This window comes from Actinoplanes sp. NPDC089786, assembly GCF_040684855.1.
GTDB lineage: Bacteria > Actinomycetota > Actinomycetes > Mycobacteriales > Micromonosporaceae > Actinoplanes.
In genome coordinates this window covers 2,114,614-2,140,283 of sequence record NZ_JBFBGU010000001.1, presented here as the reverse complement: position 1 = coordinate 2,140,283, position 25,670 = coordinate 2,114,614, and the positions used below count along the sequence as shown (strand labels likewise).

At 72.6% G+C, this 25,670-nt stretch carries 20 protein-coding genes; 13 read left to right on the top strand and 7 right to left on the bottom strand.

Going from position 1 to position 25,670, the window contains the following annotated elements; genetic code table 11:
* The first annotated feature begins 18 nt into the window (after positions 1-18).
* A complete protein-coding gene (locus AB0O15_RS10210; protein ID WP_364316586.1) occupies positions 19-1,785 on the top strand; it encodes a S9 family peptidase in 1,767 nt (588 codons plus the stop codon).
* Here AB0O15_RS10210 and AB0O15_RS10205 read toward each other — a convergent pair.
* Together AB0O15_RS10205 and AB0O15_RS10200 are read right to left on the bottom strand one after the other, a co-directional pair.
* The gene (locus AB0O15_RS10205) at positions 1,782-3,335 is read right to left on the bottom strand and encodes a leucine-rich repeat domain-containing protein (protein WP_364316584.1); all 1,554 of its coding nucleotides are present in this window, start codon (positions 3,333-3,335) and stop codon (positions 1,782-1,784) included. The genes AB0O15_RS10210 and AB0O15_RS10205 overlap by 4 nt on opposite strands.
* Positions 3,332-5,611 (bottom strand): ankyrin repeat domain-containing protein, encoded by a 2,280-nt coding sequence (locus AB0O15_RS10200; RefSeq protein ID WP_364316582.1) that lies wholly within the window; start codon positions 5,609-5,611, stop codon positions 3,332-3,334. The genes AB0O15_RS10205 and AB0O15_RS10200 overlap by 4 nt, the downstream gene beginning before the upstream one ends.
* A gap of 174 nt (positions 5,612-5,785) precedes the next feature.
* Here AB0O15_RS10200 and AB0O15_RS10195 point away from each other — a divergent pair, with 174 nt between their 5' ends.
* The 3 genes from AB0O15_RS10195 to AB0O15_RS10185 are packed head-to-tail and all read left to right on the top strand — an operon-like array spanning position 5,786 to position 8,434.
* Entirely contained in the window at positions 5,786-7,093 is a 1,308-nt protein-coding gene (locus tag AB0O15_RS10195; protein WP_364316579.1) for an MFS transporter, read from the top strand.
* Positions 7,094-7,144: 51 nt separating this feature from the next.
* Positions 7,145-7,915, top strand: a complete 771-nt coding sequence (locus AB0O15_RS10190; protein ID WP_364316576.1) for a hypothetical protein — start codon at positions 7,145-7,147, stop codon at positions 7,913-7,915.
* Between the two features lie 12 nt (positions 7,916-7,927).
* Entirely contained in the window at positions 7,928-8,434 is a 507-nt protein-coding gene (locus AB0O15_RS10185) for a DinB family protein (protein WP_364316574.1), read from the top strand.
* Between the two features lie 9 nt (positions 8,435-8,443).
* On the opposite strand, the gene AB0O15_RS10180 is transcribed toward AB0O15_RS10185, so the two are convergent.
* From AB0O15_RS10180 to AB0O15_RS10165, 4 genes are read right to left on the bottom strand one after another with little or no spacing between them, the layout of a single operon-like run.
* Positions 8,444-9,922 (bottom strand): ATP-binding protein, encoded by a 1,479-nt coding sequence (locus AB0O15_RS10180; protein ID WP_364316571.1) that lies wholly within the window; start codon positions 9,920-9,922, stop codon positions 8,444-8,446.
* Positions 9,919-11,577: an FAD-dependent oxidoreductase gene (locus AB0O15_RS10175; protein ID WP_364316568.1), complete on the bottom strand. Its 1,659-nt coding sequence runs from the start codon at positions 11,575-11,577 to the stop codon at positions 9,919-9,921. The genes AB0O15_RS10180 and AB0O15_RS10175 overlap by 4 nt, the downstream gene beginning before the upstream one ends.
* 9 nt (positions 11,578-11,586) lie before the next feature.
* Positions 11,587-11,886, bottom strand: coding sequence for a UBP-type zinc finger domain-containing protein (locus AB0O15_RS10170; RefSeq protein ID WP_364316565.1), 300 nt, complete (start codon positions 11,884-11,886; stop codon positions 11,587-11,589).
* Position 11,887: 1 nt separating this feature from the next.
* Positions 11,888-13,039 (bottom strand): NAD(+)/NADH kinase, encoded by a 1,152-nt coding sequence (locus AB0O15_RS10165; protein ID WP_364317164.1) that lies wholly within the window; start codon positions 13,037-13,039, stop codon positions 11,888-11,890.
* A gap of 186 nt (positions 13,040-13,225) precedes the next feature.
* Here AB0O15_RS10165 and AB0O15_RS10160 point away from each other — a divergent pair, with 186 nt between their 5' ends.
* The 4 genes from AB0O15_RS10160 to AB0O15_RS10145 all read left to right on the top strand — a co-directional run bounded on the left by AB0O15_RS10160 (position 13,226) and on the right by AB0O15_RS10145 (position 18,868).
* On the top strand, positions 13,226-14,758 hold the full coding sequence (locus AB0O15_RS10160) for a ricin-type beta-trefoil lectin domain protein (RefSeq protein WP_364316562.1): 1,533 nt from the start codon (positions 13,226-13,228) through the stop codon (positions 14,756-14,758).
* Between the two features lie 114 nt (positions 14,759-14,872).
* Positions 14,873-16,489 (top strand): beta-1,3-glucanase family protein, encoded by a 1,617-nt coding sequence (locus tag AB0O15_RS10155; protein ID WP_364316559.1) that lies wholly within the window; start codon positions 14,873-14,875, stop codon positions 16,487-16,489.
* Between the two features lie 172 nt (positions 16,490-16,661).
* Positions 16,662-17,969, top strand: coding sequence for a multidrug effflux MFS transporter (locus tag AB0O15_RS10150; RefSeq protein ID WP_364316556.1), 1,308 nt, complete (start codon positions 16,662-16,664; stop codon positions 17,967-17,969).
* 83 nt (positions 17,970-18,052) lie between these two features.
* Positions 18,053-18,868, top strand: a complete 816-nt coding sequence (locus AB0O15_RS10145) for a PrsW family intramembrane metalloprotease (RefSeq protein ID WP_364316553.1) — start codon at positions 18,053-18,055, stop codon at positions 18,866-18,868.
* 522 nt (positions 18,869-19,390) lie between these two features.
* Here AB0O15_RS10145 and AB0O15_RS10140 read toward each other — a convergent pair.
* The gene (locus AB0O15_RS10140; protein WP_364316550.1) at positions 19,391-20,389 is read right to left on the bottom strand and encodes a hypothetical protein; all 999 of its coding nucleotides are present in this window, start codon (positions 20,387-20,389) and stop codon (positions 19,391-19,393) included.
* 130 nt (positions 20,390-20,519) lie between these two features.
* On the opposite strand from AB0O15_RS10140, the gene AB0O15_RS10135 reads away from it, so the two are divergent.
* The 5 genes from AB0O15_RS10135 to AB0O15_RS10115 are packed head-to-tail and all read left to right on the top strand — an operon-like array spanning position 20,520 to position 25,660.
* A complete protein-coding gene (locus AB0O15_RS10135; protein ID WP_364316548.1) occupies positions 20,520-20,918 on the top strand; it encodes a TOBE domain-containing protein in 399 nt (132 codons plus the stop codon).
* Positions 20,915-21,703, top strand: a complete 789-nt coding sequence (gene modA / locus AB0O15_RS10130) for a molybdate ABC transporter substrate-binding protein (protein WP_364316545.1) — start codon at positions 20,915-20,917, stop codon at positions 21,701-21,703. The genes AB0O15_RS10135 and modA overlap by 4 nt, the downstream gene beginning before the upstream one ends.
* Positions 21,700-22,479, top strand: a complete 780-nt coding sequence (locus AB0O15_RS10125) for an ABC transporter permease (protein WP_364317162.1) — start codon at positions 21,700-21,702, stop codon at positions 22,477-22,479. The genes modA and AB0O15_RS10125 overlap by 4 nt, the downstream gene beginning before the upstream one ends.
* Entirely contained in the window at positions 22,464-23,507 is a 1,044-nt protein-coding gene (locus tag AB0O15_RS10120) for an ABC transporter ATP-binding protein (RefSeq protein WP_364316542.1), read from the top strand. The genes AB0O15_RS10125 and AB0O15_RS10120 overlap by 16 nt, the downstream gene beginning before the upstream one ends.
* A gap of 53 nt (positions 23,508-23,560) precedes the next feature.
* Positions 23,561-25,660, top strand: a complete 2,100-nt coding sequence (locus AB0O15_RS10115; RefSeq protein WP_364316540.1) for a S8 family serine peptidase — start codon at positions 23,561-23,563, stop codon at positions 25,658-25,660.
* Positions 25,661-25,670 lie beyond the last annotated feature (10 nt).

Genomic DNA, 25,670 nt, shown 5'->3' with positions numbered 1-25,670 from the left:
CCACGAAGGGAGACCTGGATGACCGGTCAGCTCAACCGTGTCGACGTCACTGTTCTGCCGATGGGATGGATGACCCGGGATCCGGGTTCCTTCCCGACGGAGGTCAGTGGCAGTTGGTCCCCGGCCCTGTCGCCGGACGGCCGGCACGCCGCGTACGTGTCCGACCGGAGCGGGGTTCCCAAGGTCTGGGTCCAGCCGGTCGGCAGCGAGCTGACCTTCCTGGTCGACACCGGCGAGCAGCCGGTGATGGCGGTGCAGTGGTCCACCGGGGGCGGCTGGCTGGCCTGCCTGCTGGCGCCCGGCGGCGCGCCCCGGCACGAGGTCTGGCTGGTCCGGCCGGACGGTTCCGAGCTGCACCAGGTGGCCGGCTTCGGCGCCGACACCGCCGACAACATGCGCTGGCTGCCGGGCCGGTCGCTGCTGGCGGTCACCGAGAACCTGACCCAGGCCCTGGTCATCGACCCGGTCACCGGTGAGCGCCGGGTCATCGCCTCGGGCGACCTGATCTCGCTGTTCGACGTCAGCCCCGACTTCTCCCGGGCGCTGATCCGGCGCGGTCCCCGTGGTGACCGGCACATCGCGGTGCTCGACCTCGCGACCGGCGTCGAGGAGCACGTGGCCAGCGGCGAGGAGGCCGTCTTCGGGCCGGACGGGTCGATCTGGGCCCGCTGCGACGCCGGGGAGTTCCCGGTGCTGATCCACGTGCGGGACGGCGAGGTCTCGGTGGTCGCGTCGTCGCCGACGGACGAGGTGGAGTCCTTCGCGCTGACCGCCGACGGCAGCCGGGCGGCCGTGCTGTGGAACGTGCGCGGCGGCCTGTCCCGGCTGACCGTCCTGCCCGGCGGCGCCGAGATCCCGCTGCCCGGCCTGGTGGCGGCCGGGCCGTCGTGGAGCACCGACGGCAGCACGCTCGCCTTCACCGTCGAGGGCCCCGGGCAGCCGCACGGCACCTGGGCCTGGACCGACGGCAAGCTCTCGCCGGTGTCGGTCGAGGCGACGGCGCCCGGCGCGGTCCGGCCGGTGCTCGAGGAGTTCACCGGGCACGACGGGCTGGCGCTGACCGGCTGGCTGTTCCGCCCGGCCGGGCCCGGGCCCCATCCCACCGTCCTGTGGTTCCACGGCGGGCCGGAGGCGCAGGAACGCCCCGGTCACGGCCCGCTGTTCCAGTCCCTGGTCGACCGGGGCATCGCGGTGTTCGCGCCGAACGTGCGCGGGTCGTCCGGCTTCGGCCGCACGTTCGTCAACGCCGACAACGGGCCGCTGCGCTACGACGCCATCGAGGACGTCGCCTCGTGCGTGAAGCACCTGGTCGGCGGCGGCGTGGCCGACCCGGCCCGGATCGGGATCATGGGCCGGTCGTACGGCGGGTACCTCACCCTGGCCGCGCTGGTCACCTATCCGGAGCTGTTCGCGGTGGGCATCGACGTCTGCGGCATGAGCGACTTCGCCACCTTCTACGAGCACACCGAGCCGTGGATCGCGGCGGCCGCGGTCAGCAAGTACGGCGACCCGGTGCACGACGCCGACCTGCTGCGCGACCTCTCCCCGATCACCCGGATCGACCGCCTCCGCGCCCCGCTGATGGTCGTGCACGGCGAGAACGACAGCAACGTCCCGGTGATCGAGGCCGAGCAGGTGGTGGCCGCGCTGCGGGCCCGTGGCGCCGAGCACAAGTACCTGCTCTTCCGCGACGAGGGCCACGAGCTGCTGCACCGCCACTCGCGCGCCGAGTACCTCCAGGAGACGGTCGCCTGGCTCACCCACCACCTCCGGGCGAGGAACTAGCCCCCGACCAGTTTGTTCACCGCCTGCGCGATCGCCGCGGCGATGGGCGCGACCGAGGTCAGCCCGCCGGCGACGGTCTGAAGGGTCTCGCAGGACAGCTCGACCAGGGTTCGATTCGGGCGGTCACCGGCGGCGCGGGTGACGAGGTCCTCGGCGGCCTCGACAACCGTCTCGCCGTCGGCGCGCTCGGCCGGCGGCAGCGCCTGGACCACCGAGGCGAGCTCGGTGAGGAGCCGGTTCAGCTCGGCCCGCGCGCCGTCGTCGGCGACGCCGGCGGTGATGGTCTGCGTGACTCGCTCCAGGCTGGACCGGATGGCGAAGTTCGAGTTGGTGACGTCGCCGATGGTGTAGTTGTCGCCCATGATCTGATCTCCGAAGTGCTGATTGATGACGATCCCGGCCGCGTCGGTCGAGCGGAGGGAGATGTCGGCGGACCGGGACACCGCGTCGACCGCGAGCTCGGCCGCGACCGCGACGTCAGCGCGCGATCGCGACGGCTGGAAGCGGACGTCGGCCGGCTTCCCGCCGGTCTCGCGGTAGTGCCGCCGGATCAGTTCGGTGGCGGTTCTCAGCGAGACGTGCGTGAGGTCGACCTGGCTCCCGTCCGCGAACCGCATGGTCAGGGCACAGGATCGGTAACGGCGGTAGTGGAGCCGGGCCACCACGAGCATGCCGCCCAGGCCGGTCACGTGCAGGGCACACAGCAACGTGAGCATCGCCGCGTCGAAGTACTGGCGGGTGGGATCGTTCTCCCCCGCGGTGAGCGCCCGGACCGCCCCCGCGGTCTCCTCGGCCCTGGCCGCCGCCCGCCACGCGGCGCACGAGGGGCTGGTGGCCCGCGGCGGGCCGCACGGGTTCCGCCGCATCGACAGGCGGCGGAGCGTCGGCGACCCGGCGAGAGCCACGGGCACCTTGGCCAGGGCGTTGTCGTCCAGGAAGAGCTCACGCAGCGGCAGGTCGGCCAGCGGCCGGACGTCGGCGAGCCGGTTGCCGGACAGATCCAGCACCCGGAGCCCGCGCAACGCGCCGAACCAGCTGGGCAGCGTCTCCAGCGCGTTGCCGCTGAGATCGAGCCGGGTGAGTTCGGTGGTGTCCAGCCGGGGCAGGGCGCGCAGCCGATTGCCCGACAGATCGAGCAGGCGCAGGCGCCGCAGGCCGGTCAGCGGCGCGGCGTCGGCCAGAGCGTTGTCCCGCAGGCGAAGGTCGACGAGACCGGTGCCGGCGAGCTCGGCCGGCAGCGCGGTCAGCCGGTTCTCGGAGAGGTCGAGATGCCGGAGGGCGGCGCCGGAGCCGGCCTCCGGCGGGAGCGCCGTGAGCCGGTTGCCGGCCAGGTTGAGGCCCTCAAGCCCCGGCAGCCGGAAGATCTCGCCCGGCACCTCGCGCAACCGGTTGCCGCTGAGGTCGAGGCGGCGGATGCCGGGGTGTCCGAGGATCTCCGTGGGCACCTCGCGCAGACCGAGACCGTTCAGGTCGACCCGCCCGGTCCCGTCCCGGCCGGCCGAGGCGACCCGCTCCGCCACGCCGGGTGCCGCCCGGCTCGCATCGGTCATCCGCGTGCGTGCTCGCGCAGTAGTTCCGTGATCGCGGCCGAGGTCGAGAGGTCGGCGGCGGTGCGCCCCTCGGTATCGGTCGCGATCACGTCCGCACCGGCGGCCAGCAACGCTTCGACGGTGGCCCGTTGCCGCGCGAAGACCGTCATGAAGTCCCGCGACCAGCCGGTCTCCGCGGTGACGGCCCACATGATGGCCGTACTGCCGCTCTTCGCCTCGCGGTTGACGTCCGCGCCCGCGGCGACGAGCCGCTCGACGCCGGTCGGGTTCATGTCCCGGGCGGCGTACATCAGGGGGGTGTGGCCGTCGGAGTCCTCCTCGTCCGGGTCGGCGCCGGCCGCGATCAGCAGGTCGATGATCTGGCCGGACGGGCCTTCGGCCCGGCAGCCGGCCGCGCCGTGCAGGGCCGTCTGACCCAGGGCCGTCGGCCGGTCCACGTCGGCTCCCCGGCGCAGCAGTTCGGCGACCGCCTCGGTGGAGCCCGCGGCGGCGGCCGACGTCAGGGCGGACACCCCGGCCGGGTCGGCGGCGTGGACGGAGGCCCCGGCCCGGCACAGCGCCGCGACCGCTCCGGTCGACCGGGCCATCGCGAGGGGCGTCTGACCGGTGGCGGTCGCGGCGTCCGGGCGCGCGCCGAGGGCCAGCAGGACAGCGACGATCTCCAGCTCGTCGCGGACGACGGCGGCGACCAGCGCGGTCCGTCCGTCGCCGTCGCACCGATCGGGATCGGCGCCGGCCTCGAGCAGCCGCCGGACGGACGCGGCCCGGCCGGCGAGCGTCGCGGTGACCAGCGCCGTCCGGCCGCGCCGATCCGCCCGGTCCGGGTCGGCACCGCAGCCGAGGACGAACTCCACCAGATCCGAGTTCCGCCCGGCCGCGTCGACGAGCAAGGTCGTCCCGGTCCCGTCGAGCGTCGTGTCGATGTCGAACCCGGCATCGCACAGCGCGGAGAGCACCGAGCGTGCGCCGTTCGCGGTGGCGCCGGCATACCGCGTGGACGAACCGTCCCGGACCACGCCGCTCGCCGACGCCAGCTCACCGAACAACCGTCCCGCCTCGGCCGGATCCGGCCGGCCGAGCGTCGCGGCGTCGGCGCACCGGACACTCGCGCGGTGCGGCCGGCCCGATGCGCTCGCGTGCAGGTCGGCGTGGGCCAGCGGACCGGAGACGAACCAGCGGGCCTGGCGTGGCGTGGCGCCGAGGATCATCGACACGTCGCGCTCGGTGCGCCCGACCCGGCCGCGGGCCCGGAGGCCGGCCAGCCAGCCGGGGGCACGGTCCCGCGCCTCGTCCATCAGCCGCTGCTCCTCCTGCTTCCGACGCGGCCACCAGAGGCCGGCCGTCCGGAGGGCGGTCCCGCCGGCGAAGCCGACGTGAAAGATCCCCGCCTTGGAGTAGGCGGCGGCCGCGAGCTCCGGATCGGCCCCGGCCACGGCGCCGGTCAGGAGGGCCAGTTCCGCCGCCTCGTCGACGCCGATGGGCCGGCCGAAGCGGCTGAACGACACGTGCAGATAGGGGCCGCTGCTCCAGAGCATCTGAACCGGCCCGGCCCCGGACTTGACCAGTTCGAAGGGTGGCGCCCCGCCGGCGAGGCGGCGCACCTCGGCGATCAAGCGTCGCCGGTCCTCGGGTTCGACCGGCACATCGGGCGCCGCCGCGAGGAGATCCGTGTGGTAGTGACCGAACTCGTGCTGGATCGCGAGGCTGAACGTGTCGGCGTCGACGGACAGCAGCCACTCCAGGCCGGCCTCGAAGGAGTGGTCGATGCTGTGCCCGTCGACGATCCGCGCGCCCTGATGGATCTGCCGCAGAATGACCTGGACCAGGGCGTCCGGGGCGATGCCGAGCACGTCGCGACGGAACACCGCGTGGTCGGTCAGCGCCTGGGTCAGATAGGCAAGCAGCGCCTCGTGCCGCATGGCCGCGCCGCGCCAGCCGAGCCGTTGGAGCCGGATCAGTCCGGCCGGGGTACGCCACTCGGCGGCAGGCGTGCTGAGTTCGATGACGTTCGCGTGGAACAGCCGCGGATAGAAGCCGATCAGGTAGGCCCGCACCAGATCCGGGACGCCGGGGACGTGCAGCAGGTCCGCGGGGTCGGCGAGCTCGGGTGGCTCCCAGGCGTCGAGGCCCAGCTCGGCCGTCAGCACCACACCGAGCGCCGTCACCGCCCCGAGGTCCTCGTCGTCGGCGAGCTCACGCAGCACCGTCACGGCGCCGGCCGGGGCGGCCGGGCCCGGTGCGGCGAGAACCAGATCGATCAGCTCGCGGTACGGCACCTCGTCGACTCCTGTTGATCACTCGGCGGGACGCACCGTTCCCAACGACGGCCGGTCGCGCGGGTCACTCGGGGTGACCAGGCACACGTGTGGCGTGCGCCCGATTCGTTGCAGGTCGAGGGCGGCCGGAGAAGGGTTGGGGACGTACCCCGATGTCCGGCTGGAAGGTTTGTGATGGCCCTGCGACGAGCGTGGGCCGTCTGGGCCGTTGGTCTGACCGCCTACGTGATCGCTGTGTTGCACCGCACCTCCCTGGGGGTGGCGGGCCTCGACGCGCAAGACCGGTTCGGGGTCGGCGCGAGCGCGCTGGCGTCGTTCGCGGTTCTTCAACTGCTCGTGTACGCGGCGCTTCAGGTGCCGGCCGGCCTGCTGCTCGACCGTTTCGGGTCGGTGCGGATGATCGTGGCCGGCGCCGTCGCGATGGCGGCCGGGCAGGTGCTGATGGCGTTCAGCGACGGCGTCACCGGCGCCGTGGTCGCCCGGGTGCTGGTCGGCGCGGGTGACGCGGTGACCTTCATCAGCGTGTTGCGCCTGGTCCCGCGCTGGTTCCCGGCCCGGCGGGTGCCGGTGCTGACCCAGCTCACCGGCATCCTCGGGCAGCTCGGCCAGATCCTCAGCGCGGTGCCGCTGGCCGCCCTGCTCGCCTACCAGGGGTGGAGCGCCGCGTTCGTCGCCATGGCCGCGCTGGGCGTGCTGGTCGCGGTGGTGACGGTGGTCGCGCTGCACGATACCCCTGAGGTACGCGTGAGCGCCGGTCCCGCGATCACCCCGCGCCAGGTCGCCCTCGACCTCAAGCAGGCGTGGCTCCAACCGGGCACCCGGCTGGGCCTGTGGACCCACTTCACCACCCAGTTCGCCGGCACCGTGTTCGCGCTGACCTGGGGGTTCCCGTTCCTGGTGGCCGGCGAGGGGCTGAGCCGGGGCACGGCCAGCGCGCTGCTGACCGTGTTCGTGCTGACCGGCATGGCGGCGGGGCCGGTGATGGGCGTGCTGGCCCAGCGGTTCCCGTTGCGCCGGTCGTGGCTGGTGCTCGGCGTGGTCGTCACCACCGCCGCCGGGTGGGGCCTGGTGCTCCTCTGGCCGGGCCCGGCGCCGCTGCCCGTGCTGGTGCTGCTGGTGCTGGCGCTGGGGCTGGGCGGCCCGGGGTCGGTGATCGGCTTCGACCTGGCCCGTACCTTCAACCCGCCGGCCCGGCTGGGCACGGCGACCGGCATCGTCAACGTGGGCGGGTTCACCGCCTCGCTGCTGACCATCCTGCTGGTCGGGCTGATCCTCGACTGGCGAACCGGTGGGGGTGCGAGCTATGACCTGGCCGACTTCCGGGTGGCGCTGAGTGTCCAGTATCTGGTCGGTGCGATCGGGGTCGTGGGCATCCTGCGCACCCGGCGGCTGGCCAGGCAAAGGATGGCCGAGGACGGGGTCGTGGTCCGCCCGATTCGCGAGATTCTGGCGGAGCGGCGTGGTTTAGCAATGCGCCGGTAGGTAAAGGCAGAGGCTTCCGGCGACCGAACTAGAGCGTGGAGCAAGGAGGACATGTCCGAGCAGGCAGCAGAACGGATCTGGTCCGGCATCGACATCGGCAAGACCCTGGCCGGAGCGCTGGCCGCGGTGTGCGCGGCGGTGATCGGCTCGTTCCTGGGCGTCGCCGGCACCCTGATCGGCGCGGCCCTGGCCAGCATCATCGGCACCGTGGGGACGGAGATCTACCACCGTTCGATCAAGCGCGGGGCCCAGAAGCTCCAGACGATCGCGCCCACGTTCGTGACGGCGCCCGCCGCGGTGGGCACGCCCGACGTGGCCGCGGCGTCCGAGGACGACAAGCCGTCGGAGACCGTTCCGGAAGCGGAGCGGACGACCGGGCGCACGATCAGGTGGAAGCGGGTCGCGCTCATCACGGCCGGCGTCTTCGTGCTCGCCATCGGGGTGTTGTCCCTGATCGAGCTGATGGCCGGCAAGTCGGTGGCGTCGATGGTGGGCGGCAACTCGTCCGGCAGCACGACGCTGAGCAGCACGTTCGACGGCAGGAGCGAACCGCGCAACGAGAAGCCGGTGACGCCGGTGGCCCCGTCGCCGGAGGCCACGCAGCCGACGACCGACGAGGGCAGCGCACCGGCCGGGACGCCGACGACCGAGCCGACCGACGCGCCGTCGACCGGTGCGACCGAGCCGACCACGGCGCCGACGACGGACGCCCCGGCGACCGACGCGCCCACCGAGCCGGCCAACCCGGACAGCGGCGCCGGTGAGGGCAACGGTGAGGGTGGCGGGGAGCCGGACGTCCCGACCACGAGCACGACCGAGTAGAAGGAGCGAGCGGTGCGGGCCAACGAGGTGCTGATCGAGGCGTACGGACGGCTGCCGGAACTGGTGGCCGGCGCGGTCGAGGGGCTGAGCCCCGAGCAGCTGCGCCAGACGCCGGCCGAGGGCGCGAACACGATCGGCTGGCTGGTCTGGCACCTGACCCGGGTGCAGGACAGCCACCTCACCGAGCTGATCGGCGGCCAGGAGGTCTACGTCGCCGGCGGCTGGGCGCCGATGTTCGGCCTGCCCGGCGGCTCGGACGACACCGGCTACGGCCACTCGGCGAAGCAGGTGGCGAAGGTCGCGCCCGAGACGTCACAGGCGCTGCTGAACTATTACACCGCGGTGCACGAGCGCTCGATCGAGTTCCTCCGCGGCCTGTCCGACGACGACCTCGACCGGGTCGTGGACAAGAACTGGGATCCGCCGGTCACCATGATGGCCCGGCTGATCAGCGTCTACGACGACGACGCGCAGCACGCCGGGCAGGCCGCATACGTGCGCGGCCTGCTCGGGGTGTGAGCCCCGCGGTCAGGCGGAGGACGGTTCGCTGAGCGGCAGCCGCACCAGGAAGCGGGTGTCGCCCGGCTCGGACTGGAGCTTGATGTCGCCGCCGTGCCGGTTGACCACGATCCGGTACGAGATGTCCAGCCCGAGGCCGGTGCCCTCACCCACCGGCTTGGTGGTGAAGAACGGCTCGAAGACCCGCTTTCGCAGCTCTTCGGGCACGCCCGGCCCGGAGTCCCCGATCGACACCACGAGCTGGTTGCCGACCAGGTAGGTCTTGATGGTCAGGGTGCCGACGCCCTGCATGGCCTGGACCGCGTTGTCGATCAGGTTGGTCCAGACCTGGTTGAGCTCGGCCGGGTGGGCCGGGATCTGCGGCAGCGAGCGGTCGTAGTCCTTGACCACGGTGATGCCGTCACCGATCTTGTGGGTGAGCATCACCAGCGTGCTGTCCAGGCCGCTGTGCACGTCGATCCACTGGTGTGCGGCCCGGTCCATCTGCGAGTACTGCTTGGCCGCGGTGACCAGGCTGGAGACCCGGCTGGTGGCGTCCTCGATGTCGCTCATCAGCTGTTCGGTCTCGAGCGCGTACCCGAGCCAGTGCACCGCCTGGTCGAGCAGCTCGGGCGCGCCGACCTTGCGCTCGATCTCGGTGAGGCATTCGACGTCGAGGCCGCCCTGGGCGAAGACCGGCGCGATGTCCCAGCCGCCGGTGATGTGGTGCTCGTCCATCCACTCGCCGAGCTCGTCCTCGAGGTCGGAGGTCTGCATGGCGCTCAGCACGGGCGCCTTGGCGGCCCGCTCGATGACCTCTTCCTGAAGTTCGACCAGCGCGTCGAGGCGGGCCGGGTCGACCTTGCCGGCGGCCAGCATGCCCAGCTTGTGACGCATGCCGGCGACCCGCTGACGCAGCGAGCCGGTGGCCCGGGACGCCGCGGCGGCCGGGTTGTTCAGCTCGTGCATCAGCCCGGCGGTGAGCGCGCCGAGCGCGGTGAGGCGCTGCCGCTCGCCGACCGCGGCCTGCGAGTTGCGCATCCCCATGGCCAGACCCTCGAGCAGGTGTACGGCCATCGGGAACCACTCGCGCATCATGTGGCCGAAGTCGGCGGCCTCCATGACGAAGAACTCCGACTCGTCGAGCGCGCGCATCGAGCCCATGTACTGCTGCTGCACGCCGTCGTCGCGGAGGTAGGCGTTGGTCGCGCCCATGTACACGCCGCGCTGCTCGGTGCGGTTGGTCTCCACCTCGTCCTGGCCCACCATGCGGGTGAGCTGGATGGTGCCGCTGAGCAGGATGAAGAACTTCTCCGCGGGGTCGCCCTCGCGGAGCACGTACGAGCCGGCCTTGGCCCGCATCGTGCACCCGTGGTCGCAGATCCAGCTCAGCTGCTCGTCGGTCAGTTTCTCGAACAGGAACAGGGTGCGGAGCTGGTCGTTGGTGAGCTTGCCCGGTTCACAGGGTTCGAGAGTGATCTCCCCGGTGTCGGTGCCGGTGTCGGTCATTGCGCCTCCAGGTAGCGGTGCACCAGCGTCACGGCCATCGCGCCCTCGCCGACCGCCGAGGCCACCCGTTTCACCGAGTTGGCCCGGACGTCGCCCGCCGCGAAGATCCCCGGAACGCTGCACTCCAGGTAGAACGGATCGCGGTCCCGATCCCATCCCTTCGGGCGGGTGCCATTTGTCAGAAGATCCGGCCCGGTGTAGACGAAGCCACGTTCGTCCCGCGCGACGGCGCCGTCCAGCCAGTCGGTCCGGGGCTCGGCGCCGATGAAGACGAAGAGGTAGCCGCACTCGACCGTGGTGCTCTGCCCGTTCTTGCCGTCACAGATGGTGATGGCCTGGAGGTGGCCCTCGCCCTGCGCCCCGACGACCTCGCAGCGGGTCCGGACGTGGATGTTGGGCTTCCGCTCGATCTGCTGGATCAGGTAGTACGACATCGACGCCTCGAGCGAATCGCCGCGGACCAGCAGGGTGACGTTCTTCGCGAACCGGGAGAAGTACATCGCGGCCTGGCCGGCCGAGTTGGCGCCGCCGATGATGAAGACGTCGGCGCCCTGGCAGGCCGGCCCCTCGGAGGAGGCCGAGCCGTAGTAGATGCCCGAGCCGGTCAGCTCGTGCACGCCGTCGGCCACCAGCGGGCGGTAGGCCACACCGGTCGCGAGCACCACCGAGTGGGCGGACACCTCGCCACCGTCGGTGAACGACAGCGTCTTGGCCGGTCCTTCCACCCGCAGCCCGGTGACTTCGCGGGTATTCAACACCTCGGCCTCGAACTTGCCGACCTGCCGGCGGGCCCGGGTGGTCAGGTCGCCGCCGGAGATGCCGTCCGGGAAGCCCAGGTAGTTCTCGATCCGGGAGCTCTGCCCGGCCTGGCCGCCGACCGCCTGCCGCTCGACCAGCAGCGTCTTGAGGCCCTCGGAGGCGCCGTAGACGGCCGCGCCCAGCCCGGCCGGTCCGCCGCCGACGATGATCAGGTCGTAGAAGTCGCGGTCGGGGGCGGTGGACAGCCCGGCCGCCTCGGCCACCTCGGTGGTGCTCGGCTGGGACATCGCCCGGCCGTCGGTGGTGACCACCAGCGGGACCGCCTCGGGACCGACCCCGGCCGCCTCGAGCAGCCGGCGGCCCTCGGGCTCCTCGGCCGAGAGCCAGCGGTACGGGACCAGGTTGCGCGTCAGGAAGTCGCGCACCTGGAAGGACTGCTCGTTCCAGCGGTGACCGACCACCCGGATCGACTCGAGGTCACGGTCGCCGCTCTCCAGCCACGCGTCGAGCAGCGCGTCGATCACCGGATAGAGCTTCTCCTCCGGCGGATCCCAGGGCTTGAGCAGGTAGTGGTCGACGTCGACCTGGTTGATCGCCTGGATCGCCGCGTCGGTGTCGGCGTACGCGGTGAGCAACGCCCGCCGCGCGTTCGGGAACAGGTCCATCGCCTGCTCCAGGAAGTCGATGCCGTTCATCTGGGGCATCCGGTAGTCGGCCAGCATCACGGCCACACGGCCGCCGCGCAGCTTGAGCTCGCGCAGCGCCTCGAGCGCGTCGGCGGCCGCCGAGGCGCGGATGATCCGGTAGTTCTCGCCGTATCGCCGGCGCAGGTCACGGGCGATGGCGCGGGAGACGGAGGGGTCGTCGTCGACGGTCAGGATCGCGGGATGGCCCATGTGTCAACCTCAGGGATGAGAGAACGTCGGTGCGCCGGGAACGGTGAAGACGAGGTCGTCGGCGTAGCACCACCACCAGTCCTCGCCGGGCTCGTACGACTGGACGAGCGGGTGCCCGGTCTCGTGGAAGTGCGCGGTCGCGTGCTTGGCCGGCGACGAGTCGCAGCAGCCGACGTGGCCGCAGTTCTCGCAGAGCCGCAGGTGGACCCAGCGGCCACCCTCGGCGAGGCACTCGACGCAGCCGTCGCCCGACGGCTTCACGTCGTCCAGCCGCACCTCGTCGACGTGCGCGCACGGTTTGTTGCTCATGTCAGGTCCCTTCGACAAGGTCGGAGTATTCGGGGTGGCGCTCGAGCCACCCGGTGACGAACGGGCAGGTGACCTTGACCGGGGTCGCCCGGTTGCGGGCGTCGGTGAACGCGGCGGTGGCCAGGCGCCCGGCCAGCCCGCGCCCTTCGAACGCCTGGTCGATCTCGGTGTGGGTGAGGTCGACGGCGGCGCCCCGGCGGGTGTAGTGGAGCACGCCGGCCACCTCGCCGCCGAGCAGCACTTCGTACCGGCTCTGCTCGAAGCTGTCGACGACCACCGCGTCGGCGGCGTCGCCGCTGGTGATCTGGGCGCTGCCCTCGACCCGAAGCTTGCGCCGGGCCCGCTCGTAGAACGAGGTGCTGCCGAGGCGGATGACCTGGGCCGCGGCCGGGACCGGCACGATCGAGAGCTGCTCGCCCTCGGTCACGTACCCCTCGATGATGCCGTCCACCTCGACCGCGAGGCGGCCGCTGCGCGGGAGCACGTCGAGGTCGAGCCGCTCGTCCAGGGCCAGCATGAGCGAGCGGTTGAAGGACGAGTGGGCGGCCGAGGCCGAGACGATCAGGCCCTCGACGTTGGGCGAGACGATCGGGCCGCCGGCCGAGAAGGAGTACGCGGTGGAGCCGGTCGGCGTGGCCACGATCACCGCGTCGGCCGCGTAGCTGACGAAGTTCTTGCCCTCGACGGAGATGCCGACGTTGGCCAGCCCGTCGCCGGGCACCCGGACCAGGGCGATGTCGTTGAACGCGGACACCGCCTGGCCGCCGGGCAGCGTGGTGCGCACGGCCGTGCGGGACTCGATGGTGAACCGGTGCTCGTCGAAGGCCGACAGCGCCGACGGCAGGTCGGGCAGGTCGACCTCGGCCAGGAAGCCGAGCCGGCCGACGTTGACCCCGAGCACCGGGGTCTTGCGTCCTTCGACCAGCCGCATGGTGCGCAGCATGGTGCCGTCGCCACCCAGGCTGACCAGCACCTGAGCGCGCTCGATCATCTCTTCGGAGCTGACCGCGACGGCGTCGCAGTCGATCCGGTTGATCTCGTCCTTCAGGCCGAGCACGGTGACGTCGCGCGTCTTCGCCCACGACACGATGGCGTCGATCGCGGCGCCGCAGTCACGCCGCGGATGCAGCACGAGACCGACCACCTTGACCATGCCCACGACAACCCCCTGTGGTGAATGCGCCCGCCGTCAACCCTTGCACGTCGGCGGCTCAGCGGCGAGCCACCTCGTACGGTCCCCGCACCATGTTGCCTGGAGATTTCTTGACACATTGTTAATAGATAGACAGACTCCGATGAGAGCGCTCTCCCATCCCCTCTTTCTCCCCAGGAGTGAGCTATGGCCCGCCCCCTCAAGGTGGTCGTGGTCGCCGCGGCGGCTCTCGTCGCGGTCGGCATGATCGCCCCGCCCAGTCAGGCCGCCGAGCCGGCCCCGAACCCGACCCCCTCGTTCGACCTGGCGCCCGGCATGCTCGCCGCGATGCGCCGCGACCTGAAGCTCGACGACAACCAGATCCGCGCCCGGCTGGCCACCGAGGCGGCCGCGCCGGTGGTCGAGCAGCGCGTCCGCGCCCGGACCGGCAAGGCGTTCGCCGGGGCCTGGATCCCGGCCGGCGGCACGAAGCTCACCGTCGCGGTGACCTCGGCCGCGGCCGCCGGGAAGGCCCGGGCCGAGGGCGCCGACGTGACGATCGTGTCCCGTAGCGCCGACGAGCTGGCCGCCGCCCAGGCCAAACTCGACAAACGGGCCGCCAAGGCCGATAAGAGCATCCGTGGCTGGTACACCGACGTCGCCACGAACAGCCTGGTGGTGCGGGTGGCGCCGGGCCGGGAGGCGGCGGCGCGGACGTTCGCGGCGGACAGCGGCGCCGGCGCGGTCCAGGTCGAGACCCTGGCCGAGCCGCCTCAGCCGCTCTACGACACCCGCGGCGGCGACCAGTACGTGATCAACGGCAACACGCTCTGCTCGGTCGGCTTCTCGGTGGCCGGCGGCTTCGTCACGGCCGGGCACTGCGGCGGCGCGGGCAGCCCGACGCTCGGCTACAACAACGTCGCGCAGGGCACGTTCGCCGGCTCGTCGTTCCCCGGCAACGACTACGCCTGGGTACGCACGAACGGCAACTGGGTCTCGCAGCCGTGGGTGAACAACTACTCGGGCGGCAACGTGACCGTGGCCGGGTCGCAGGACGCCGCCGTCGGCAGCTCGATCTGCCGCTCCGGGCGTACCACCGGGTGGCGGTGTGGAACCTTGCTCGGCCGCAACGAGACGGTCACCTACCCGCAGGGCTCCGTCTCCGGGCTGAGCCGCAGCAACGCCTGTGCCGAGCCGGGCGACTCGGGCGGCTCGTGGATCTCGGGCAACCAGGCGCAGGGCGTCACCTCCGGCGGCTCCGGCAACTGCACCTCCGGCGCGACCATGTGGTTCCAGCCGGTCAACGAGATCCTGGGCGTGTACGGGCTGTCGCTGACCACGACCGGCGGTGGCGGCGGCGGGCAGGCGATCATCAGCAACTGGAACAACAAGTGCGTCGACGTGCCGAACTCGAACTTCTCCGACGGCGTACGGGTGCAGATGTACACCTGCAACCAGACCGGCGCGCAGCAGTGGGCGGCGGTCAACGGCACGCTCCAGGTGCAGAACAACAAGTGCCTGGACGTGGCCTGGGGATCGACCGCCAACGGCGCGGCCATCCAGATCGTCGGGTGCAGCGGCAACCCGGCCCAGCAGTTCGTGCTGAGCGCGGCCGGCGACCTGGTCAACCCGCAGGCCAACAAGTGCGTGGACATCGCCGACTGGAACGGCAACGACGGCGCGCTGCTCCACCTCTGGGACTGTGTGGGCGGGGCCAACCAGAAGTGGCGTCGAGGCTGAGAAGACGTTATCCGGCCGAGGCTCGCCCGTTCGGGGCGGGCCTCGGCTCTCTTTCAACCTTCTTTAATGTTCCTTTAAGGGCCGAGAGAGCGTTCTCTCGGACAATCCATGGCCATGCGCCGCTTGAGAACAACCCTGCTCACCGTCGCCGCGGTCGCCGCGGCCGCGGGCACCGCCTGGATCGCCCTGCCCGCTTCGGCCGCCTCCGCCACGGCCACCGTCAAGACCGTCTCCGACTGGGGTTCCGGTTGGCAGACCGAGGTCGTCATCGACAACTCCGGCGCCGCGATGTCCGGCTGGAAGGTCGAGTTCGACCTCCCCGCGGGCGCGGCGATCGGCAGTTTCTGGGAGGCCGACATGGCCGTGAGCGGCGCGCACCGCACGTTCACGAACCGGGCCTGGAACGGCGCGGTGCCGACCGGCACGAAGGTGACCTTCGGCTTCGTCGGCTCCGGCGCCAAGCCGGTGAACTGCACCCTGAACGGCGCGCCGTGCGCCGGCGGGGCGACCGCGCCGGTCCCGACCACGACCGCGCCCGCGCCGCCGCCCGCGCCGTCGCCGAGCGCGACCGCGCCCACCAAGCCCCCGGCCACGCCGCCCACGACCGCTCCGACCGAGGACCAGCCGCCGCCCGCGGCCTCGAACGTGCTGCCGCTCACGGTCACCAACAAGACCGGCCGCGGCGAGCAGGTGTTCCTGTACGTGCTCGGCACCAACCTGAACACCGGCAAGCTCGGCTACGTCGACTCGGCCGGCGCCTTCCACAACTGGACCGGCGGCCAGCCCGTACCCGTACCCGCGCCTGATGTCGCCATCGCCGGACCGGGCAACGGCGGCGCGACCACCATCAAGATCCCGAAGGGTCTCTCCGGCCGGCTCTACATGTCGCTCGGCCAGAAGCTGGACTTCCGGCTCAGCACCGACGGCCTGGTGCAGCCCGCGCCGTGGGCCGGCGGCGACCCCAACCGCGACATCCTGTTCGACTGGTCCGAGTTCACCCTGAACGACGGCGGCCTGTTCCTGAACAGCTCACAGGTCGACATGTTCGCGGTGCCGCACGTGGTCAGCGTGCGGGGTGGCGACGGGAAGACGATCCGGACCGGCGAGCTCAAGCCGGGCGGCCGGCAGCGGGTGATCGACGCGATCAAGGCGCAGCCGGGCTTCGAGAAGACCGTGGTGACCCGCTCGGACGGGACGGTGCTGCGGGTGCTGGCGCCGGGCAAGGCGGCCGACGCCGGGCAGTTCTCGGCCACCTACCTGGACCCGTACATCGCCTCGGCCTGGAACGCGTACGCGAGCCGGACGCTGACCGTGACGCCGTTCGGTGACCGGCCGGAGGTGAAGTACTCCGGGCGTACCGCCGGGAACGTCATGAACTTCACCGACGGGTCGGGCCGCACGGTGGCCTCGTTCACCCGGCCCAGCACCAGCAACGTCTGGGGCTGCGACGGCGCCCTGGGCGCCCCGAACGACCAGGTGGTCGGCCCGATCGCACGGACCCTGTGCGCGGCCCTGCACCGGTCGACGCTCGGCACGATCGACAATCAGCCCGGGGGTACGGCGGCCGACTTCTACCACGGGTCACTCACCAATCACTACTCCCGGGTAATTCACCAGAACATGGTCGACGGTAAGGCGTACGGCTTCGCCTTCGACGATGTGCAGAACCAGGAGTCCCTGGTGCACTCGGGCGACCCACGGACCGCGGGAATCGAGCTCACGGCCTTCTGAGCACGACATGGACAGCCCGGCGCGTCGCTTCATTCCGTGGAATGTCGCTTGACGCGCCGGGCTTTTTACCTGTACGTAATGTGCGATTTTCCGACGGTGTGACGGGCAGCACGAAAAATCATTTCTTGGAATTGTCCGATAGCCCGGAGACTTGTTCGTCAACGTGTCAGACATGCACCGCGACGGACGGAACGAGACGATGACCCTGGCCCCGGAGCAGGCGCCACCCGCGCCCGACCTGACCCCTGGCGAGCGGATGACCACCCGCCAGCGCATCAAGCTCGTGCTGGTGCTGGGCGCGCTGATCGCGATCGGCCCGCTCACCATCGACATGTACCTGCCCTCGCTGCCGTCGATCACCGACGACCTGAGCGCCACCGCGGCCCAGGTGCAGCTCACCCTCACCGGCACGCTGCTCGGCCTCGCGCTCGGGCAACTCGTGATCGGGCCGCTGTCCGACAAGTTCGGCCGGCGTACCCCGCTGCTCGCCGGTGTCGCCGTGCACGTGCTGGCCTCCGTGCTGTGCGTGATCGCCCCGAACCTCGCCATGCTCGGCACGCTGCGGGTCCTGCAGGGCCTCGGCGCGGCCGCCTCGATGGTGGTGGCGATGGCCATCGTGCGCGACCTGTTCACCGGGTACGCCGCGGCGACGCTGATCTCCCGGCTGATGCTGGTCATGGGCGCGGCGCCGATCCTCGCCCCCACGCTGGGCAGCATCACCCTGACCTGGACCTCGTGGCGCGGCGTCTTCGTCGTGCTGGCGGTGTACGGCATCGGCATCATCACGGTGGCCGCGCTGGCGCTGCCCGAGACCCTGGCGGTGGAGAACCGGCGCAGCGGCGGCGTGGCGGGCACGCTCCGCGACTACGGGCGGCTGTTCGCCGACCGGTCCTACATCGGGCTGATCCTGGTCGCCGGCCTGGCCATGGCGGCGATGTTCGCGTACGTCTCCGGCTCCTCGTTCGTCTTCCAGGGCCAGTACGGCCTGAGCGAGCAGCAGTTCGGCTTCGTCTTCGGCGCCGGGGCGATCGGCCTGATCGCCGCCACCCAGGCCAACCCGATCCTGCTCAAGCGCTGGAGCCCCGCCCGCGTGCTCAGCTCGGCGCTGGTCGTCGGCGCGGTGGCCGGGGTGGTCCTGCTGCTGTTCGCCTCGACCGGCTTCGGTGGCCTGGTCGGCCTGCTGATCCCGCTCTGGGTGGTGCTCGCCTCGGCCGGCCTGGCCCTGCCCAACGCGCCCGCGCTGGCGCTGTCCCGGCACGGCGAGACCGCCGGCACCGCGGCGGCCCTGCTCGGCGCGGTCCAGTTCGGCGTCGGCGCGCTGGCGGCGCCGCTGGTCGGCGTCCTCGGCACCGGCGCGACCGGCATGGCCGTGGTCATCGCCGGCGGCATGCTGGCCGCGAACGTGGTCCTGGTCCTGGTGGCCCGGCCGTGGCAGATCGCCGTCGACGAGAAGGAGCCCGCCGTGGCTGTCGCCCACTGAGGTAATCCGCGGCCTGACCGAGCGAAGCGATCCTGACGCTCGCTTCCTTGTCCTCTTCCGGTCGGGTGGCAGAGACTACGGGCATGCGTGATCGTTGGCGCCGGTGGGCGTGGCTCGGTGTGCTCGTGGTCGGTCTGGTTCTCTACTTCGTCGTGCTGCGCACGCTGGTCGGCACGCAGAACCCCAACTTCGTGCCGGCCCTGATCCTGCTCGGCGCGACGGTGGTGCCGCTGGCGTTCCTCACCTTCGCCCAGGCCCGCACCGGGCACTGGCAGGTGCCCGCGTCCGCGCTCGTGGTGTCCGGTTTCTTCGGCGGCGTGATCGGCATCGTGGTGGCCGGATCGCTCGAATACCACACGCTCCACGACCTGGGCGCCCTGCCGATGCTGTTCGTCGCCCTGATCGAGGAGAGCGCCAAGCTGATCGTCCCGGTCGTCCTCCTGTTCACCGTGCTCGCCCGGCACCAGCGCCGGCTGCCCTCCGACGGCCTGATCATCGGGGTGGCGGCCGGCATGGGTTTCGCCGCGCTCGAGACGATGGGGTACGCCTTCACCGCGCTCCTGTCCTCCCAGGGCAACATCGGCTCGGTCGAGCAGACACTCTTCATCCGGGGCCTGACCGCGCCGGCCGGGCACACCGCGTGGACCGGCCTGACCGCCGGCGCCCTGTGGGCCCTGTTGGCTTCCCCGTCGGGCAAACGCTTCCTGGAGTTCGCGCTCACCTTCCTCGGCGCGGTCATCCTGCACACCCTGTGGGACACCTTCTCCGGCGCCGTCACCTTCGCGATCCTCGCCGTGATCAGCCTCGGCTGGCTGTTCTGGGCCCTGCACCGCTACCGAGCCTTCGGCGAACGCCTCTTCGCCGTCCCACCCCTACCCGCCAACGCACCCACCCCGTGACGCCCCGCCAACCGGCCCGAGGCCTGCGCCGGCGCTAGCCAGGCCGCCCTTCCCGGGCAGCTCTCGCCGGGCAGCTCTCGCCGGGCGATGGTAAGGCCGGGTGCGCCAGGCGCCGTGGCTGCCCACTCACCCTCGCTGCCGCCGCTCGCGGCCGTCGCCGCCCCGGATACCGTCCTGCCCTACCGCTATGACGAACGGTGGTAGCGCAAAGCGGCATCGCACGCCCAAATACCGCACGGACCTACCACTGTCGCAAACGGTGGTAGCGCAAGACGGCATCGCACGCCCAGACACCGCACGGACCTACCACTGCTCGCTCCGGCCGCCACCGCGAGCGGCGGCAACAAGGGCGCGCAGGCAACCCGGCCGCATGGACACCCAGCCCCACCACCGCCCACCGCAACCGGCCGCAACAAGGGCGAGCGGGCAACCCGGCCGCATGGACACCCAGCCCCACCACCCGCATGGCGCGAGCACTCGGAAACCCGTCCCCGCGCGCGCGGCCGGCTCAGCGCAAGGGCCTCAGCGGCGCTGTTCCGGGATCGGCCGTTGCTTGCCGCCGGCGGCGACGTAGGCGGCCTGGGCCCGGGCAGCCAGCGCCGGGGACCCACACTCGGTCGCGATCTGGAGACCTTCGCGCAGAACCCGGCGGGCTTGGGGCCGGCGGCGGGCCGTGTTCAAAGCGGTGCCCAGATCGACGAGCGCCTGGGCGTACTCGAAGCGGCGGGGTGAGCGCTGCAAAACCTTGACCGCCTCGTCGAGCGCGCCGATCCCCGGGCCGCCCGGCACCGTTCCCTCGACGCGCAGGGCGCGGCCGAGCGCCGACGCCGGGCCGGTTCGCCGGGCCAGGCCCACCTCGGCCGCGACCAGCCGGGCGGCCGCCTCAGTGGCGCCGGTCGCCACCAGGGCCGCGGCCGCCGCCGACCGCCAGGGCAGCACGGCGGGGCGGTCGGCCTGCCGGGCGGCGAGGCGTTCACCGCAGGCGAAGAGGTCGGCCAGCGCCTCGCCGACGTGGCCGGCGCAGGCGTAGAAGCGGCCACGGGCGTAGCGGAGCGCGAGCATGCTCGGGGTGTCGGAGAGCTCGCCGCGGAAGCCGATCAGCAGCTTCTCGGCGCCGGGGACGTCGCCGGCGTCGAGGCGGGTCGAGACGCGGCGGGCGCGCAGCAGCACGGCCGGGTCGTCCCACGGGTCGTCGCTCAGCATGCGGGCGGCCAGTTCGCCGTCGCGTTCGGCGCCGGACAGCCGGCCCATGCGGCGGCCGACCGAGGCGCGCAGGGAGTAGGCCGCGGCCAGGGCGGGGCCGGACCGCCAGCGGCCGGCGGCGTCGATCGCCACCCCGCAGTTGCGCAACGCCATCTCGAGCTCGTCGGCGTCGGCGCGGGCCGCGGTGGCGCGCAGGTATCGGGGCAGATCGGCCTGGTCGGACGGGGGTGGCACGGCGGCTCGCAGCCGGACCAGGGGGTGGGATGCGAGGTTCCGGGCGGGCTCCGCCAACTCCAGACGGTCGTCTCTGACGGGCATGACTCGTTCCTACCCTTTCCGGGTCTCGAATTACCACGCCGGGCGGCACCGAATTTCCTCGACGAGGATTCCGGCAGATGCGAGTGGCGGAGGCCTGTCCTGGTGGCAGATGCGACCGTAAGGTGACCTTGTGACGACGTATCGCATCGGTGAGGCGGCCGAACTTCTCGGTGTCAGTCCGGACACGGTGCGCCGGTGGATCGACGCGGGGCGGCTCGGCGCGGCTCGCGACGGGCAGGGGCACCGTGAGATCGCCGGCGCCGATCTGGCGGCGTTCGCGCGGTCGCTGGCCGACCAGCCCGATTCCGGCGCGAGCCGGTCCTCGGCGCGTAACCGGCTGCCCGGCATCGTCACGGCGATCGCCCGCGACACCGTGATGGCCCAGGTGGACATCCAGGCGGGCCCCCATCGCGTGGTGTCGCTGATGAGCCGGGAGGCGGTCGACGAGCTCGGGCTCGAGGTCGGCTCGCGGGCGACCGCGGTGATCAAGTCGACCACGGTCGTGGTGGAACGAGGGGACAGCTCATGAAGAAGCGGATCGTCGCCCTGGCGGGTCTGCTCATGCTCACCGGCTGCGGTTCGCCGGATTCGAACCAGGCCGGAGCGACCCCACCGGGTCCGCGGGGCAGCAGCGGCGCCACCGGCCCGCTGACCGTGCTCGCGGCGGCCTCGCTGACCGAGTCATTCACCCGGATCGGCCAGGACTTCGAGAGAGCCAACCCCGGGGTCAAGGTCACTTTTTCGTACGCCGGAAGTTCGGCCCTGGCCCAGCAGATCACCTCGGGCGCCCCGGCCGACGTCTTCGCCTCGGCCAGCCCGGCGACGATGAAGACCGTGACCGAGGCCGGCGACGGCGCGGGCCAACCGGTCACCTTCGTCAGGAATCAGCTGGTGATCGCCACCGCCAAGGGCAACCCGAAGGGCCTGACCTCGCTGGCCACGCTGGCCAAGCCGGAGCTGAAGGTGGCGCTGTGCGCCGAGCAGGTGCCCTGTGGCGCCGCCGCGGAGAAGGCGCTGGCCGCGGCGAACGTCAAGGTCACCCCGGTGACGCTGGAGCAGGATGTCAAGGCGGCGCTGTCCAAGGTCAAGCTGGGCGAGGTGGACGCGGCGCTGGTCTACCGCACCGACGCGAAGGCGGCGGCCGCCGACGTCGACGGGGTGGAGTTCCCGGAGTCGGCGCAGGCGATCAACGACTACCCGATCGTCGCCCTGAAGAACGCGAGCAACCCGGCCGCGGCCGCGGTGTTCGTGGCCTATGTCCAGTCCGAGCCCGCTCAGCAGGTGCTCGCCGGCGCGGGGTTCCAGACGCCCTGAAACGGCGTGCTCCCCTGGCCCTCGCGCTGCCCGCGCTGCTCGGGCTGGCGTTCCTCGTCCTGCCGCTGCTCGGGCTGCTGGTCCGGGCGCCCTGGACGACGCTGCCGCAGCGGCTGACCGAGCCGGGCGTGCTGGCCGCGCTGCGGCTGTCGTTGCTGACCGCGACGCTGGCCACCGCGGTGTGCCTGGTGCTCGGCGTGCCGCTGGCCTGGGTGCTGGCCCGCAGCGAGCTGCCCGCCCTGCGGTTCGTGCGGGCGCTGGTCACCGTGCCGCTGGTGCTGCCGCCGGTGGTCGGCGGCGTCGCGCTGCTGCTGGTGTTCGGCCGGCGCGGGCTGCTCGGGTCGTGGCTGGACGACACGTTCGGGGTGAGCCTGCCGTTCACGACGGCCGGGGTGGTGCTGGCCGAAGCGTTCGTGGCCATGCCGTTCCTGATCATCTCGGTCGAGGGGGCGCTGCGCGCGGCCGATGCCCGGTACGAGGAGGCGGCGGCGACGTTGGGGGCGGGCCGGTGGACCGCGTTCCGCCGCGTGACGCTGCCGCTGATCGCGCCGGGGGTGGCGGCCGGCGCGGTGCTCTGCTGGGCCCGGGCGCTGGGCGAGTTCGGCGCCACGATCACCTTCGCCGGGAACTTCCCGGGCCGCACCCAGACCATGCCGCTGGCCGTCTATCTCGCCCTGGAACAGGACATCGACGCGGCCATCGTGCTCAGCCTGGTCCTGCTCGTGGTCTCGGTGGTCATCCTGGCGGCGCTGCGCGATCGGTGGCTGACCACGTGAGCCTGGATGCGCATCTGGTCGTGCGCCGGCCGGGCTTCACGCTCGACCTGACCCTCACGGCCGAGCCGGGTGAGGTGGTGGCGCTGCTGGGGCCGAACGGCGCCGGCAAAACCACCGCGCTGCGGGCGCTGGCCGGGCTGGAGAAGACCGGTGGTCACGTGACGCTGGACGGTCAACGGCTCGACGACGCGCCGCCGGAGCACCGCCGGATCGGCGTGGTGTTCCAGGACTATCTGCTTTTCCCCCACCTGAGCGCGCTCGAGAACGTGGCGTTCGGCCCGCGCTGCCGGGGCGTGGCCAAGGCCGAGGCGCGGACGGCCGCGCTGGACTGGCTGACCCGGGTCGGGCTGGCCGAGCATGCCCGGAAGAAGCCGCGCCAGCTCTCCGGCGGCCAGGCGCAGCGGGTGGCGCTGGCCCGCGCCCTGGCCACCGAGCCACGCCTGCTGCTGCTCGACGAGCCGCTCGCCGCCCTGGACGCGCGCACCCGGGTGGACACCCGCGCCCACCTGCGGACCCGGCTGGCGGCCCATCCCGGCGCCACGGTGCTGGTGACCCACGACCCGCTGGACGCCATGATGCTGGCCGACCGGCTGGTGATCGTCGAGGACGGCGCGGTGGTGCAGGTCGGGGACGCGGCGGCGATCACCAGCCGGCCGCGGACCGATTACGTGGCCCGGCTGGTCGGGCTCAACCTGTACCGGGGCGTGGCGCACGGACACTCCGTACGCGTAGCCGACGATTTTGATCTGACGACGCGGGACCCGCAGGAGGGCGACGTGTTCGTGGCGTTCCCGCCGTCCGCGGTGGCGCTGTACCGGGAACGGCCCGCGGGCAGCCCGCGGAACACCTGGCCGGCCGAGGTCGCGGCGATCGCGCGACACGGTGACAGCCTGCGGATCGAGCTGACCGGACCGGTGCCCGTGGCGGCCGACGTGACCCCGGCCGCGGCGGTCGAACTCGGGCTGGCGCCGGGCGGGCGCATCTGGGCTAGCGTCAAGGCTTCCGAAGCCCATAGTTACACCGCGTAGACTCACCGTCGTCAATCGACCGTGGACGTCGCGGCAACCGGAGCGAGGTGAACGTGCAGGCCGGTTTCGCGGTGCTGAGCGTCCTCGTGGCGGGCCTGCTGGCCGCGCCGTCCCCCGCTCCCGAACCGGCCGCGGCCGAGGCCCGCGTGGTCACGCTGATCAGCGGTGACCAGGTGCGGGTGGCGTCCGACGGGCGTACGGCCGGCCGGGTCGCGGGCGGCGCCCGGTCCGGCGTCGCGCTGCTGTCCCGCTATGTCGACGGGCGCCTCTCGGTGCTGCCGGTCGACGCGCTGCCGTTGCTGAACGACGACCGGCTCGACCCGCGGCTGTTCGACGTCACCGGGCTGCTGGCGGCCGGCTACGACGACCGCCGGGCCGACCTGCCGCTGATCGTGACCTATTCCGGCCGCGCCGCGATGGGCCCGGATTTCGCCGGGGCGCCGGCCCGCGAGCTGGCCGCGCTCGACGGTTCCGCGGTACGCGTACCGCACGCGCAGAAGGCCGCGCTGTGGTCGGCCCTGGTCCGTGGCACGGTCAGCTATCGCAAGGTGTGGCTGGACGCGCTGGCCGAGCCACAGAGCGACGTGAGCATCCCGCTGGTCGGCGCGCCCGCCGCCTGGGCCGAGGGACTGACCGGCGGTGGCGTCCGGGTGGCCGTGCTCGACACCGGCGTCGACGTGGACCACCCCGACCTGGCCGGCGTGGTGGCCGAGACGGCCGACTTCACCGGCACGAGGGGCGACGGCACGGTCGACCGGTCCGGCCACGGCACCCACGTCGCGTCGATCCTCGCCGGGTCCGGCGCGGCGTCGGCAGGCCGGTACCGGGGCATGGCGCCGGACGCGCGTCTCTACAGCGCGACGGTGTGCTCGGCGGGCGGCTGTCCCGAGTCGGCGATCCTCGACGGCATGTCCTGGGCGGTGCGCGACCGCGGCGCCAAGGTGGTCAACCTCAGCCTCGGCGAGCCCGACACGCCGGGCGCCGACCTGCTCGAGGAGGCGGTCGAGAAGCTCACCTCGGCGTACGGCACGCTGTTCGTCGCCGCGGCCGGCAACGAGGGACGGGTCCTGTCGCCGGCGTCGGCGCCGTCCGCGGTGTCGGTCGGCGCGTCCACCGAGGACGATGAACTCGTGCGCGCGGCCGAGGGCCGGACCGACCTGGTGGCGCCGGGTGTCGACATCACCGCCGCCCGGTCCGGCGACTCGGCGCTGCCCGGGTCGGCGTACTCCACTCTCAGCGGCACCTCGGCGGCCGCGCCGCACGTGGCCGGCGCCGCCGCGATCCTCGCGCAACAACACCCGGAGTGGGCGCCGGGGCAGATCAAGGCGGCGCTGATCGGCTCGGCCACGCCCCTGCGCGGCGGGGTGGGCCGGCTCGACGTGGCCAAGGCGATCGCCACGGCCACGGTCCCGTCCCCCGCGTTCCCCGTCCCGCCCCCTGCCGCCACGGCCGCCCTCGCGGTCGACTTCCGGGACCGCGGCGGCGTCGCGACGCGTCGGGTGCTGGCCGGGGCGTCGGACGGCGCCCGGTTCGTCGACCTGTCCCGGGGCGGGATCGTCGCGATGCCGCCCGGCCGCTGGCGGATCGACGCGGCCATCGCCGAGGCGGACGGCACGGTGACGCTGCTGCGCCGCAGCGGCGTGACGGTCACCGCCGCCTCGACCGGCCACGTGACGCTGGACGCCCGCGCGGGCCGGACCGCCGCGATGCCACCGCCGCGGCCCGACGCCACCCCGACCGAGGCCGCGGTCACGCTCGCCGACCTCGCGCTGGGCGTGCAGACGGCGAGTTCCGCGCAGATCTTCACGGCCACACCCGGCCCCGCCGTCGCGACCGCGCGCTGGACGGCTGGGGGGAGCGAGTGGTCGTTCCGGTCCACCGAGGCGCCGCTGCGGGCCGGGCCGGTGCGCTTCGAGAAGCGGGCGGGCGGCGCGCTCGCCTTCACCACGCCGCTCCCGGCGACGTTCCGGCTGGACGTCTCGTACGACGACGGCGCGACGTGGCGGCAGCCGTTCTACACCCGGGTCGGCGACCGCGGGGTGGCCTACCTCAAACCCCCGGCCGGCGCCGCGGTGTCACTGCGGACCACGTCGGCCGACGGCCGCGGCAACGAGGTGCGGCAAACCCTGCTGCGGGCGTACCCGGGCAGCTAGCCTGGTTCGG